2 protein-coding genes are annotated in these 15,681 nt (G+C 63.6%); both read left to right on the top strand.

The annotated features are described in order from the left end of the window. Positions 1-12: 12 nt before the first annotated feature. Positions 13-6,543: a non-ribosomal peptide synthetase gene (locus HU739_RS08355; protein WP_186550982.1), complete on the top strand. Its 6,531-nt coding sequence runs from the start codon at positions 13-15 to the stop codon at positions 6,541-6,543. Further along, a complete protein-coding gene (locus tag HU739_RS08350) occupies positions 6,544-15,672 on the top strand; it encodes a non-ribosomal peptide synthetase (RefSeq protein WP_186550983.1) in 9,129 nt (3,042 codons plus the stop codon). The last annotated feature ends 9 nt before the right edge of the window (positions 15,673-15,681 follow it).

Raw genomic sequence — 15,681 nt, 5'->3', positions numbered from 1 at the left:
GAGGACCACGGCATGCAGGAGTTGATTGAATCGGTAGGCGCGCTTTCTCCCGAGAAACGCAAGGCGCTGGCGATTCTACTGGGCAAACAGGGAGTCAACCTCTACGGCATCGCCCCGGTTTTCCGGCGTGGTGCCGACGAGCCCCTGTTGCTTTCCTATGCCCAGGAGCGGCAGTGGTTCCTCTGGCAGATGGAGCCGCACAGCGCCGCTTATCACATTCCCACCGCCCTGCGTCTGCGCGGGGCGCTGGACCTGCCGGCATTGCAGGCAAGCTTCGCGGCGCTGATCGAGCGTCACGAAAGCCTGCGTACCGGCTTCGTTCTCGACGAACAGGGCCGGGTGCTGCAAAGCATTCAGGCGCCGTTTGAACTGGCATTGCCGGTGCAGGATGTGCAGGGCATTGACGACGCTGCGTTGAAGGCGCTGATTCAGGCGGAAATTGCTAAGCCGTTCGATCTGCTGCAAGGGCCACTGCTACGGATTCGCGTGTTGCGCGTGGCACCCGCGGAACATGTGTTGGTCGCTGTGCAGCACCACATCGTTTCCGACGGCGTGTCGATGCAAATCATGGTCGATGAGCTGATCCAGTTGTATGCCGGGCTCAGTCGCGGCCACGCGGTGACGTTGGCGCCGCTGCCGATCCAGTACGCCGACTATGCGCTGTGGCAGCGCAGCTGGATGGAGGCGGGCGAGCGCGCGCGGCAATTGGCGTATTGGACCGAGCGCCTCGCTGGCGAGGCGTCGGTGCTGGAGCTGCCGCTGGACCATCCGCGTCCGGCGAGCCAGAGTTTGCGCGGTGGCAGCCTCGACTTTGACTTGCCACCGGCCTTGAGCAAAGGTCTTCAGGAGATTGCCCGGCGCGAAGGCGTGACCTTGTTCATGTTGTTGCTGGCGTCGTTCCAGACCCTGTTGCATCGCTACAGCGGCCAGGGCGACATTCGCGTCGGCGTGCCGATTGCCAACCGCAATCGCAGCGAAACTGCCGGTCTGATCGGCTTCTTCGTCAACACCCAGGTGTTGCGTGCCGAGCTCGACGAACAGCTGCCGTTCCGCGAGCTGTTGCAGCAGGTCAAGCAGCACGCGCTCGGCGCCCAGGCGCATCAGGATTTGCCGTTCGAGCAATTGGTCGAAGCGCTGGCGCCGACCCGCAGCCTCAGCCGCAGTTCGTTGTTCCAGGTGATGTTCAACCACCAGACTGCAGCGCCGGCCACGCACAAACCGCTGCAAATGCCGGGGTTGAACGTCGAGCCGGTGCGTTGGGACAGCCACACCGCGCCGTTCGACCTGACCCTCGACACGTATGAATCCGCCGCAGGCCTCAGCGCCTCTTTGGTGTTTGCCACTGACTTGTTCGAAGCCACTACCATTGCGCGCATGGCCGAGCACTGGCAGAACCTGCTGGCCGGAATCGTGGTCGACAGTGGCCAGCGCATTGGCGAGTTGCCGATGCTCGGCCGCGACGAGTTTGCGCAACTGCAACAGAGCAACGCGTTGCTGCCGATGGAGCGGCTGGCGGTGCACCAACGCTTTGCCCGCATCGCCGCGAGCCAATCGCACGCTGTGGCGGTGCGTTGTGGCGAGCAGCAAATGAGTTTTGCCGAACTGGACGCGGCAGCCAATCGCCTGGCATGGCGTCTGCAAATCGCCGGCGCGGGGCCGGAAGTGCGCATCGGCATTGCGTTGCCGCGCAGTGCGCAGATGTTCGTGGCAATGCTGGCGGTGCTCAAGGCCGGTGCGGCCTACGTGCCGCTGGATGCCAGTTACCCGCGCGAGCGTCTGGCCTATTTGATTGACGACTCGGGAATGGCGCTGTTGCTCACCGACTCCAGCCTGATCACTCAGTTGCCGTTGCCGGCGGGTTTGCCGAACCTTTGCCTCGATACCCTGGACACCGGCGAATTTCCCGATACGGTGCCGGCGGTCGAGGTGCACGAACACAGCCTGGCGTACGTGATTTACACCTCGGGTTCGACCGGTCAGCCCAAAGGTGTCTGCGTGGCCCATGGTCCGCTGGCCATGCATTGCCAGGCGATCGGTCAGCGCTATGCGATGACCCCGGACGATTGCGAACTGCATTTCATGTCGTTCGCGTTCGACGGCGCGCATGAGCGCTGGATAACACCACTGACCCACGGTTCAAGCCTGTTGTTGCGTGACGACAGCCTGTGGACTGCCGAGCAGACTTACCGCGCGATGCAGCGTCACGGTGTCACCGTTGTCGCGTTCCCTCCGGCTTATTTGCAGCAGTTGGCGGAGTTCGCCGAGAGCGAAGGCCATCCGCCGAAGGTGCGCATCTATTGTTTCGGCGGCGACGCGGTGCCGAACGACAGCTTCGAGCGCGTGCGTCGCGCCCTGGCGCCGCAACACATCATCAACGGTTACGGCCCGACCGAAACCGTGGTCACGCCGCTGCTGTGGAAAGCCGATCGCGATACCGCCTGCGGCGCGGCGTATGCGTCCATCGGCCAGCGCGTCGGCGAGCGCAGCACCTGGGTGCTCAGCGCCGAACTCAACCCGGTGCCGCAAGGCGTGGCCGGCGAGTTGTACCTGGGCGGCTATGGCGTCGCCCGTGGTTATCTGGACCGTGCGGCGCTGACTGCCGAGCGGTTCGTGCCGGACCCGTTCGGCGAACCGGGCGCGCGCCTGTACCGCAGTGGCGATCAGGTGCGTCTGCGGGCCGATGGCGTATTCGATTATCAGGGGCGGGTCGACAATCAGGTCAAGGTGCGCGGTTTCCGCATCGAGCTGGGCGAGATCGAAGCGCGGCTGATGGCGCTCGATTCGGTGCGCGAGGCGGTGGTACTGGCGCAGGACGGCCCGAACGGCGCGCAACTGGTTGGTTACGTCGTCGCCGCGCAAACCGTTGACGCCGCGCAGGAAAGTGCCTGGCGTGAGCAGATTCGCACCAGCCTCAAGCGCAGCCTGCCCGATTACATGGTTCCGGCGTACTTGCTGGTGCTCGAGCAGATTCCCCTGACGCCGAACGGCAAGGTCGACCGCAAAGGTCTGCCCAAGCCCGACGCCAGTCTGATGCAGCAACGTTACGTTGCGCCGGTCAGCGAACTGGAGCAGCACACCGCGCGGATCTGGGCCGAGGTACTCAAGCTTGAACGTGTAGGGATGAGCGACAACTTTTTTGAGCTTGGTGGCCATTCGCTGTTGGTCACTCAGGTGCTGTCACGGGTGCGCCAGACCTTGCAGCGCGACGTGCCGCTCAAGGCGCTGTTCGAACACAACACCCTCGGCGCCTTTTGCGCGTATCTGAGCGAGGCGCAAAAGGCAGCGCAGCAACCGCCGCTGGTGGCGGTGCAACGCGGCGCACCGTTGCCGTTGTCGTACGCCCAGGAACGCCAATGGTTCCTGTGGCACATGGACCGCGACAGTTCTGCCTATCACATTCCGACCGCGCTGCGTCTGCGCGGGCCGCTGGACCAACCCGCGCTGCAACGCAGTTTCGACACACTGATCGAGCGTCACGAAAGCCTGCGCACGCAGTTCCTGCAAGACGCCGACGGCACTCGCCAATCGATTCTGGCGCCGTTCAGCCTGGCGATCGAAACCCACAGCCTGGCCGCCAACAGCGACGCCGCCGCCCTCAAGGCACGGGTCGAAGCCGAGATCAGCCGGCCGTTCGACCTGCAACAAGGCCCGTTGCTGCGCGCCACATTGCTGCAACTGAGCGTTGACGACCATGTGCTGGTGCTGGTCCAGCACCACATCGTCTCCGATGGCTGGTCGATGCAGTTGATGGTCGATGAGCTGATTGCGCTGTACGCCGCTTACAGCCGTGGCGACACGCCTCAATTGCCGGCGCTGGCGATCCAGTACGCCGACTATGCGCTGTGGCAGCGCCAATGGATGGAGGCCGGCGAACGCGAGCGTCAACTCGATTACTGGCTGGCCCGATTGGGCGGCGAGCAACCGCTGCTGGAACTGCCGCTGGATCGTCCCCGCCCGGCCACGCAAAGTCTGCGCGGTGGACGTTTTGAACTGGCGCTGGATGGCGCATTGAGTGACGCGTTGAACGAAGTGGCCCGCCGCGAAGGCGTGACGCTGTTCATGCTCTTGCTGGCATCGTTCCAGACCTTGCTGCACCGCTACAGTGGCCAGAACGATATCCGTGTTGGTGTGCCCGTCGCCAACCGCAACCGAGTCGAAACCGAAGGCCTGATCGGCTTCTTCGTCAACACTCAGGTCATGCGCGCCGACGTCAGCGGCGGGGTGCGTTTCAGCGATTTGCTGCAACAAGTCCGGCAAGCGGCGCTCGGCGCACAGGACCATCAGGATTTGCCTTTCGAGCAACTGGTTGAAGTGCTGCAACCGGAGCGCAGCCTCAGTCGCAGCCCACTGTTTCAGGTGATGTTCAACCATCAGGCCAAGGCCCGTCGCACCAGCGCCTTGGCGCAACTGCACAGCCTGCAGATCAGCGAAGTGAACTGGGACAGCTTGATGGCCCAGTTCGATCTGACCCTCAATACCGAAGAGTCGGCTGAGGGTCTCTACGCCTCGATGGTGTATGCCGCCGACCTCTTTGACGCCACCACCGTCGCGCGCATGGCCATGGATTGGCAGGCGTTGCTGCGCGGCATTTGCCAGCAGCCGCAACAATTGATCGGCGAGTTGCCGATGCTTGAACAGGCGACGATCGAGCAGACTCTGCGCGACTGGAACCCGGCGCCGCAGCACTGGAACCCGCAGCAGCCATTGCACCGTTTGTTCGAAGCGCAAGCACGCAAGGCGCCGAGCGCGATTGCCGTGAGCCTTGACGCACGGCAACTGAGTTATGCCGAACTCAACCGCCGGGCCAATCGTCTGGCCCATGCGCTGATGGCGCGCGGCGTCGGCGCTGACGTGCTGGTCGGTCTCGCAGCCGAGCGCTCTGTGGAGATGATTGTCGGCTTGCTGGCGATCCTCAAGGCTGGCGGCGCCTACCTGCCGCTGGACCCGCAATACCCGGCCGAGCGCCTGCACTACATGATCGAGGACAGCGGCATCGGGCTGTTGTTGAGTGGTCACGGTGTTCTCGACCACGTCGCGACCGGCCCGCAAGTGATGCGTTTGTCACTGGACGATGGCGGCGAAGGCCAGCCGGACCATGATCCCCAAATCAGCATCGACTGCGCCAACCTGGCCTATGTGATTTACACCTCCGGTTCCACCGGCAAGCCCAAGGGCACCTTGCTCAGCCACGCCAATGCGCTGCGTCTGTTCGAGGCCACGCAAGACGGGTTCAAGTTCGGCCCTGAGGATTGCTGGACGCTGTTTCACTCGTACGCGTTCGACTTTTCGGTCTGGGAAATTTTCGGTGCATTGCTGCATGGCGGGCGTCTGGTGGTCGTGCCGCAGGACATCAGTCGTTCACCGCAGGACTTCTATGCCTTGCTCTGTCGCGAGCAGGTGACGGTGCTGAACCAGACGCCGTCGGCGTTCAAGCAGCTGATGCAGGTCGCCTGCGAATCGGCGCCCGGGTTGCAGCCGTCGCTGCGCTATGTGGTGTTCGGCGGCGAGGCGCTGGAGGTCAAGAGCCTGCGGCCGTGGTTCGAACGTTTCGGCGACCGCGCGCCACAACTGGTCAACATGTATGGCATCACCGAAACCACTGTGCACGTCAGCTATCGACCATTGTCGCTGGCCGACCTTGAGACTGCCGTCGGCAGCCCGTTGGGGGCGCCGATTGCCGACCTGTCGTGGTACGTGCTGGATGCCGATCTCAATCCGGTCGCCCGGGGTTGCATCGGTGAACTGCACGTGGCGGGCGCCGGCCTGGCGCGCGGTTATCTGAACCGCACCGACCTCAGTGCATTGCGTTTTGTGCCGAACCCGTTCGGCACGTCAGGGCAGCGGTTGTACCGCACCGGCGACCTGGCGCGGTACTGCGCAGACGGACGCATTGAGTACCGGGGGCGCATCGACCATCAAGTGAAGATCCGCGGTTTCCGCATCGAGTTGGGCGAAATCGAAGCGCGTTTGCTGGCCTTGCCAGACGTGCGCCAAGCGGTGGTGCTCGATCAACCGGGGGCCGGCGGCGTGCAGTTGGTGGCGTATATCGTCGCCGCGTCAGCGCTCGATCCGCTGGAGCAGGGCGCCTGGCGCGAACAGGTGCGCCTGCGCCTGCGTCAGGATCTGCCGGACTACATGGTCCCGGCGCACCTGTTGCTGCTTGAGCAACTGCCGCTGACCGCCAACGGCAAACTCGATCGCAAGGCCCTGCCGACGGTCGATGCCAGCCAGTCGCAGCGCGCCTATGTCGCCCCGGTCAGTGAGCTGGAGCAACAAGTCGCGGCAATCTGGAGTGACGTGCTGAAACTCGATCGGGTCGGTCTGACCGACCATTTCTTTGAACTGGGAGGTCACTCCCTGCTGGTGATAAACATTGTGTCGCGCATCCAACTTGAACTCGGTATGAAGCTGCTCCCGCAAACCATTTTCCAGTACCCGGTACTCGGCGATCTGGTGGCGCAACTGCAAGGCCACGGCGAACAGGTCACGGCATCGAAACTGAGCCTGCTCGAAGACCTGCTCGATGAAATGGAGGACGCGTGAATGGACGTTAACGTCGCCACGCGGATTGCCCGCCGTTTCATTACCCTGCCGCTGGAAAAGCGCAAGGAATACCTGGCCAAGATGCTTGCCGAGGGCGTGTCGCCGGCCAACCTGCCGATTCCCGAAGTGCAGTCGGCGTTCGACACCCTGGGCCTCAGTTATGCGCAGGAACGTCAGTGGTTTCTCTGGCAACTGGAGCCGACCAGCGCCGCGTATCACATTCCGATGGCGCTGCGCCTGCGTGGCATGCTTGACGTCATGGCGCTGCAAAGCGCCTTCGACAGCCTGATCGAACGCCATCAGACCTTGCGCACGGTGTTCGTCGACGACGGCCAACGCCCGCGGCAAGTGATTGCCGAGGACGCCTTGCTGAGCATCGTCCGGCAGAATCTGCCCGCCGATACCGGCGATGCCGATTTGCAACGGCTCATCGAAGCCGAAATCCAGCAGCCGTTCAATCTGGCCGATGGGCCGTTGCTGCGGGTAAAACTGCTGCAGCTGGGGACCGAGGATCATGTGTTGATTCTGGTCCAGCACCACATCGTCTCCGATGGCTGGTCGATGCGCGTGATGGTCGATGAACTGATCAACCTGTATGCCGGCTACAGCAGCGGCCGGCCTGTGACGCTGAAGGCCTTGCCGATCCAGTACGCCGACTACGCGCTGTGGCAACGCAGCTGGATGGAAGCCGGTGAGCGCGAACGGCAACTGGCCTACTGGGTCGAGCAACTGGGCGGTGAGCAACCGGTGCTGGAATTGCCGCAGGACCGGCCACGGCCGGCGGTGCAGAGTTACCGCGGTGCGCGTCTGGACCTGCAAATCGATCCTGAGTTGAACCATGGCCTGCAAGCCATCGCCCGCCGTGAAGGCGTGACGCTGTTTATGGTCCTGCTGGCAGCGTTTCAGACTTTCCTGCATCGCTACAGCGGGCAGGGCGATATCCGCGTCGGCGTGCCTAACGCCAACCGTAACCGTACGGAAACCGAAGGCCTGATCGGCTACTTCGTCAACACCCAGGTGCTGCGCGCGCAGCTCGATTCGCGTCTGTCATTCAGTGCCTTGCTGCAACAGGTCAAGCAAGCGGCGCTGGGCGCGCAGGCGCATCAGGAGTTGCCGTTCGAACAATTGGTCGAGGCACTGGCGCCGGAGCGCAGCCTCAGTCGCAGTCCGTTGTTCCAGGTGATGTTCAACCATCAAACGGCCAGTGGCGCGCAAGGGGCGAACGCGTCGCTTGAACAATTGCATGTCGAACCGATGAGCTGGGATACGCATCAGGCGCAACTCGACCTGACGCTGGAAACCCACGAATCGGCGCAGGGCCTCGGTGCTTCGCTGATCTACGCCACCGATCTGTTCGATGCCGCGACCATCGAGCGTATGGGCCAGCATCTGTTGGCATTGTTGCAGGCGCTTGTCGCGCAACCGCAACAAGCGCTCGGTGACTTGCCGATGCTCACCGCGCAGGAGCGCCAAGCGATCCTGCAAGGCTGGAACGACACGGCGACGAGCTACCCGCTGACCACCAGCATCCAGCAACTGATTGAAGCGCAAGTCGCGCAAACCCCTGACGCCCCGGCGCTGGCCTTTGGCGAGACGCGTCTGAGCTACGCGCAACTCAATGCCCGGGCCAATCGCCTGGCGCATCGCCTGATCGACATGGGCGTTGGCCCGGAGTCGCTGGTGGGCATCGCGCTGGAGCGTTCGGTCGAAATGGTCGTCGGCCTGCTCGCGGTGCTCAAGGCCGGTGGCGCTTACGTCCCGCTCGACCCGGATTATCCGCAGGAACGCCTGCGCTACATGATCGAAGACAGCGGCGTGCGGTTGCTGCTGACCCAGGCGGCGTTGCTCGACAGCTTGCCGCTGACCGATACCGTACAAACCCTGGCGCTGGACACGGTCGGCGAGTTGCAAGGGTATCCCGCGAGCGATCCGCCGGTGACGGTCGATGGCGAAAATCTCGCCTACGTGATTTACACCTCCGGCTCCACGGGCAAACCCAAGGGCGCCGGCAACCGTCATTCGGCGCTGACCAACCGTCTGTGCTGGATGCAACAGGCCTATCGGTTGGGCGCCGGCGACAGCGTGTTGCAAAAGACTCCGTTCAGTTTCGACGTGTCGGTCTGGGAGTTTTTCTGGCCGCTGATGACCGGCGCGCGGCTGGTTGTCGCGGCCCCGGGCGATCACCGTGACCCGGCGGCGCTGGTGGCCCTGATCAATCGCGAACAGATCACCACGCTGCACTTTGTGCCGTCGATGTTGCAGGCGTTCCTGCAGGATGGCGAGGTGGCGACGTGTACCAGCCTCAAGCGCATCGTCTGCTCGGGCGAAGCGCTGCCGGCCGACGCCCAGCAGCAGGTGTTCGCCAAGCTGCCGCAGGCCGGGCTGTTCAACCTCTATGGCCCGACCGAAGCGGCCATCGACGTGACCCACTGGACGTGTGTCGATGAGGGGCGCGACAGCGTGCCGATCGGTGAGCCGATCGCCAATCTCGCTTGCTACATCCTCGATGAACAACTGCAACCGGTGCCGGTCGGCGTCCTCGGCGAGCTGTACCTGGCAGGCGAGGGCCTGGCCCGTGGTTATCACCAGCGTCCGGCGCTGACCGCCGAGCGTTTCGCCGTCAGCCCTTATGGCAAGGGCGAGCGGATTTATCGCACCGGTGATCTGGCCCGCTACCGCGACAACGGGGTGATCGAATACGCCGGACGCATCGACCATCAGGTCAAGCTGCGCGGCTTGCGCATCGAAATGGGCGAGATCGAAGCGCGCCTGCTCGAACATCCAGCGGTGCGCGAAGCGGTGGTGCTGGTCATCGATGGCAAGCAGTTGGTGGCGTACGTCGTGCTGGCCGAAGAGAACACTGATTGGCGCGAAGCGCTGGCCGCGCACGTGCAGCAGCAACTGCCGGAATACATGGTGCCGACCCAATGGCTGGCGCTCGAGCAGATGCCGTTGAGCCCCAACGGCAAGCTCGACCGCAAGGCCTTGCCGAAACCCGATGCGAGTACCGCCCAGCCGCAATACCAGGCGCCCGCCAACGCCATGGAGCAACAACTGGCGGACATCTGGCAGTCGGTGCTGGGCCTTGCGCAGGTCGGCGTCAGCGATAACTTTTTCGCCCTCGGTGGCGACTCGATCATTTCGATCCAGGTGGTCAGCCGCGCCCGTCAGGCCGGTGTGCATTTCACCCCCAAAGATTTGTTCCAGCATCAGACCGTCCGCAGCCTGGCGACCGTCGCCTCGCTGGGCGAAGGTGCTGTACAAATCGATCAGGGCCCGGTGACTGGCAGCACGCCGCTGTTACCGTTCCAACAGCTGTTTTTTGCCACCGACATCCCCGAGCGTCATCACTGGAACCAGTCGTTGCTGCTCAAGCCTGCGCAAGCCTTGCACGGGGAAACGCTGGAGCAGGCGCTGCACGCCTTGGTTCGTCACCACGATGCCTTGCGCCTGACCTTCACGCCAAACCAACACGGCTGGACTGCCGCACACCGGGCCGTCGATGACCGGCAGCCGCTGTTGTGGCAGACCGCGCTGAACCATGCCGATGAAGTCGAAGCGGCTTGCGACGAAGCGCAGCGCAGCCTTGATCTGGCAAACGGTCCGCTGTTGCGCGCCATGTTGCTGAGCCTGGCCGATGGCAGCCAGCGCCTGTTGCTGGTGGTCCATCACCTGGCCGTCGACGGTGTGTCGTGGCGCGTGTTGCTTGAAGATCTGCAAGACGCTTATCGCCAAGTGCAGGCCGGGCAAACGCTGAAACTGCCCGCCAAGACCAGCGCGTTCAAGCACTGGGCCGAAGCCTTGCAGGCGCACACGGTTAATCTGGCCGGCGAACTGGCTTTCTGGCGCGGGCAGTTGCTCGATGCACCGCAGGATTTGCCGCGCGACAACCGCGACGGGCGGCTTCACAACCATTTGGCATCGAGCGTGCGTACTCAGCTGGATAAACAGCTGACGCGCAAACTGCTGCAACAGGCTCCGGCGGCGTATCGCACCCAGGTCAACGACTTGCTGCTGACGGCGTTGGCACGGGTCATCTGCCGCTGGACCGGCGAAGCCTCGACCTTGATTCAGCTCGAAGGTCATGGCCGCGAAGAGCTGATCGAGGGCATCGACCTGAGCCGCACCGTGGGCTGGTTCACCAGCCTCTACCCGGTGCGCCTGACACCGCAGACGCCACTGGCCGGTTCGATCAAACAGGTCAAGGAACAACTGCGCGCGATCCCCAACAAAGGCCTGGGGTTTGGTGCCTTGCGGTACCTGGGCGACGAGGCTGCACGCGCCGCGCTGGCGGATCTGCCCGATGCGCGGATTACCTTCAACTACCTCGGCCAGTTCGACAGTCAGTTCGATGAAGCTGCACTGTTTGTCCCGGCGGCAGAAAGCGCCGGCCGCGAGCAAAGTCCGCTGGCGCCGCTGAGCAACTGGCTGGAAGTCAGCGGTCAGGTGTATGGCGCCGAACTCAAGTTGAGCTGGACCTTCAGTCGCGAGATGTTCAACGAAGCGACCATCCAGCGTCTGGCCGATGACTACGCGCTTGAGCTGGCAGCGTTGATCGAGCATTGCTGCGCGCCGGGCAATCGCGGCATCACCCCGTCTGACTTCCCGCTGGCGGCACTGACCCAGGCGCAACTCGACGCCTTGCCGCTCGCCGTGGCGGACATCGAAGACATTTATCCGCTGTCGCCGATGCAGCAGGGCATGTTGTTCCACACGCTGTCCGACGACGGCGATGACCTGTACATCAACCAGATCAACCTGCCGGTCGAAGGCATGGATCCGGAGCGCTTCCGTCGTGCCTGGCAGCATGTGATCGGGCGCCACGCGATTCTGCGCACGTCGTTCCACTGGCAGGGCGGACAGACGTCGCCGATCCAGGTCGTGCAGCACCACGCCGAGGTCGATCTGCAAGTGCTTGACTGGCGCGGCCAGGACATTGGCGAGCAGCGTCTGGCCGGGCGTGCCCGTGAGGAACGTGCGCGTGGTTTCGAGTTGCACCGGGTGCCGTTGCAGCGTTTGCTGTTGATCCGCACGGATGAAGACAGTCACCAACTGATCTGGACCAGCCACCACATTCTCATGGACGGCTGGAGCAGTTCGCAGTTGTTCGGTGAGGTGTTGCAGCACTACGCCAGCGGCGAAGTGGTGGGGGACAGCGGTCGTTACCGTGATTTCATCGAATGGCTGCAAAGCCAGGATCAGGGACGCCTCGAACAGTTCTGGCGCGGTCATCTGCAAACCCTGGCCGAGCCGACGGCGCTGAGCCAGGCCATGCATCCGCGTCACGTCGACACCGCAGTCGGCCACGAAGCGCTGTACACCAAATGGGATGAGCAACAGACCCGCCGACTGCAGCAGCACTGCCGGGCGCACGGCATCACCGCCAACACGCTGATTCAGGGGGCGTGGTTGCTGGTGCTGCAACGCTACACCGGGCAAAGCAGCGTGGCCTTCGGTGCGACGGTCGCGGGGCGTCCGGAAGGGCTGGCCAATGCAGACAGCATGCTGGGCCTGTTCATCAACACCCTGCCGGTGATCCAGACCCTGCAACCGGCGCAACGCCTCAGTGACTGGCTGGCGCAACTGCAAGCCTACAACCTTGATCTGCGTGACCACGCCCACGCGCCACTGGCGGATATTCAGCGCTGGTCGGGGCACGGCGGGCAGATGTTGTTCGACAGCATTATTGTGTTCGAGAACTACCCGATCGACCGTCGTCTGGAAGAAGCCAAGGGCGGTTTGCGGTTCGGCGCTTCGGCCAACCACGACGTGACCAATTTCCCGATGGACCTGGCGGTGCATCTGAACGAAGAGCTGTCCATCGAGTACCTGTTTTTGCGCGACTGCTTCAGTGTCGAAGCGGTGCAGCGTATCCGCCAGACCCTGGAAGTCACCCTGCAAGCGATGCTCGACACGCCGCACGAATACCTCGGCAACCTGCAACGTCTGGCGCCGCAGCAATGGCAGGCCTTGCAAGCCTGGGGTCGTGAGCCGGCGCCACGCGAGCAGCGCGAATGGCTGCCGCTGATGATCGCCGAGCATGCCCGCCATCGCCCGCTGGCCCACGCCGTAGAGTGTGCCGGGCAGGTGCTGAGCTACGCCGAACTGGACCGCCAGGCCAACCGCCTCGCCCATCACCTGATTGCCCACGGTGCGGGGCCGGAAGTGTTGATCGGCGTGGCGCTGGAGCGCTCGCTGGACATGCTCGTGGCGTTGCTCGCGGTGTTCAGGAGCGGCGCGGCCTATGTGCCGCTGGACATCGACTATCCGCGTGATCGCCTGGCCTTCATGATCGAAGATTCCGGCATGGCGCTGATGATCAGTCGTGGCCAATTGTCGGCGCGTCTGCCGTTGCCGCACGGGTTGCCACGGGTTGACCTCGATGGTTTCGACGGCAGCGTTTACCCAGACACGGCGCCACCGGTGGCGGTGTGCGAAGACACCCTGGCGTATTTGATCTACACCTCCGGTTCCACTGGTTTGCCCAAGGGCGTGGCGGTCACCCACGGCCCGCTGAGCATGCACTGCCAGGCGATCCGCGAGCTGTATGAAATGGACCACACCACCCGCGAACTGCATTTCATGTCGTTCGCGTTTGACGGTGCCCATGAACGTTGGCTGACTACGCTGGCGTTCGGCGGCACGCTGGTGCTGCGCGACAATGAACTGTGGACGCCGGAGCAGACCAGCCACGCGTTGCGGACCCTGTCGATCGACATTGCCTGTTTTCCGCCGGCCTATCTCAAGCAAGTCGCCGAATACGTGCAGGCCAGTGGTTCGAGCGCGCCCAAGGTCCGCATCTATTGCCTGGGGGGTGACGCGGTGCCGGAGCAGACCCTGCAAGAGGTGCGCAACGTCCTGCGTCCGCAATACATCACCAACGGCTACGGGCCGACCGAAACCGTGGTCACCCCGATGCTCTGGAAAGCCGCCCACGACGAGCCTTGCGCCGCAGCGTATGCGCCGATCGGGCGCGTTGTCGGTCAGCGCTCGCTGTGGATTCTGGACGATGATCTGAATCCGTTGCCGGCCGGTCTGTCCGGGCAACTGCACATCGGCGGGTACGGGGTCGCCCGGGGTTATCACGGGCGAGCTTCGATCACCGCCGAACGTTTCGTGCCGGACCCGTTCGGTGCGCCGGGCAGTCGCCTGTATCGCAGCGGCGATCTGGTACGCCTGCGGGATGACGGCATGATGGATTACGTCGGGCGCGCCGACCATCAGGTCAAGGTGCGCGGTTTCCGTATCGAACTCGGCGAAATCGAAGCCTGCCTGCGCTTGCGGGACGGTGTCACCGACGCCGTGGTGATTGCCCGTGACGGTGTGTCCGGCAAGCAACTGCTCGGTTATGTGGTGTGTGACAGCGATGATGAGGCGCGCACTGTCGAGCGGCTCAAGAGCGAACTGCGTGCACGCTTGCCGGATTACATGGTGCCGGCGCAGATCATGTGCCTGACGCGGCTGCCGGTTTCGCCCAACGGCAAACTCGATCGCAAAGCCTTGCCAGAGCCGCAGGTGCAGCTTGAACAGTACGTGGCACCGCGCACCGAGGAAGAAGCCTTGCTCGCGCAAATCTGGGCAGAAGTGCTGCAGGTTGAGCAGGTGGGCTTGAGCGACAATTTCTTCGAACTCGGTGGCGACTCGATTCTGAGCCTGCAAGTGATCTCCCGGGCGCGTAACCATCCGCAGCTCAAACTCGATCTGAAACTGCGCGACCTGATGCGGTTCCAGACCATCGGTAATCTGTTCGACCAGCAAGCGGTTCACCGTGCCAGCGCCGAGGAGACTCGGGCGGTGCGCGAGGGCGCGTTCCCGCTGATCCCGATCCAGCAGTGGTTCTTCGACGAGGAAATGGCTGCGCCGCACCACTTCAACCAGGCGCTGATCCTGCGGTCGCGTCAGGCGCTCGATGCGCTGGCGCTGGAGAAAAGCCTGATGGCCATGCTGGAGCAGCACGATGCGCTGCGCCTGCGCTTCGTCCGCGAGGGCGGCGTCTGGACCCAGCATTACCAGAGCCTCGAAGCGTGCCGGCAACAGGCCCGGCAGACGCCGTTGCTGTGGGTGCATCAAGTGGCCGACAAGGATGAACTGGAAGTGCTCGCCAATCAGGCGCAGCGCAGCCTGAAGCTGGGCGAGGGACCTCTGGTGCGTGGCTTGCTGGCGACGCTGCCGGACGGCGAGGCGCGGCTGTTGCTGGTCATCCATCACTTGGTGATCGACGGCGTGTCGTGGCGGGTTCTGTTGCAGGATCTGCAAACCGCATACGACGCCTATTGCCTGGGCGCCGAACCCGAACTGCCGGTGCGCACCAGCAGCTTTCGCGATTGGGCCGAACACCTCAGCGCGCACACCCGCACGCTGATTGACGAGGAGCTGGATTACTGGCTGCAAACCCTCGACCAGCCCGGCAAAGAGCTGCGTTGTGACAACCCGCGTGGCAAGAATCTGGTGCGCCATCGCGCCGAGGCGGTGATGAACCTCGATGAAACGTTGACCGCCAGTCTGCTCAAACAGGCACCGGCGGTTTACCAGACGCAGATCAACGACCTGTTGTTGACCGCGCTGGGTCGCGTGCTGTGCCGCTGGAACGATGAGACGTCGGTGCTGGTGCAACTTGAGGGGCATGGTCGCGAAGACCTTTTCGAGGACCTCGACCTGAGCCGCACCCTGGGCTGGTTCACCACCATGTTCCCGGTGCGTCTGGCGCCCGGGCACGACACCGATATCGGCGAGGCGATCATCACGGTGCGCGATCAACTGCAGAGTCTGCCCAACAAGGGGGTCGGCTACGGCGCGTTGCGACACATGGCGGGCGCGCCGCTGGCGCAGCGTCTGGCGGCACTGCCGCAGGCGCGCGTGACTTTCAACTATCTGGGGCAGTTCGATCAAAGCTTTGACGAGCAGGCCTTGCTGGTGCCGGCCGATGACAACATCGGCGACAGCTATGACATGGACGCGGGCATGGCCAACTGGCTGGAACTGGTGGGGCAGGTGTACAACGGCCGTTTGGCGTTCCGCTGCATTTACAGCACACGGCGTTACCGGACCAGCACCGTCGAGCGCCTCATGGCCGATTACCAGCGCGAGTTGCAAGCGCTGATCGAACACTGCCTGGCGCAGTCGGCGTGAGCCTTTTTA

The sequence above is a fragment of the Pseudomonas hamedanensis genome (assembly GCF_014268595.2).
GTDB lineage: Bacteria > Pseudomonadota > Gammaproteobacteria > Pseudomonadales > Pseudomonadaceae > Aquipseudomonas > Aquipseudomonas hamedanensis.
The sequence above is the reverse complement of the archived record's forward strand: the minus strand, read 5'-3'. Positions and strand labels throughout refer to the sequence as shown.

What these genes read in the sequence shown, in the direction of transcription:
- HU739_RS08355 (WP_186550982.1), top strand. Translation starts at nt 13, where the DNA reads ATGCAGGAGTTGATTGAATCGGTAGGCGCGCTTTCTCCCGAGAAACGC.
- HU739_RS08350 (WP_186550983.1), top strand. Translation starts at nt 6,544, where the DNA reads ATGGACGTTAACGTCGCCACGCGGATTGCCCGCCGTTTCATTACCCTG.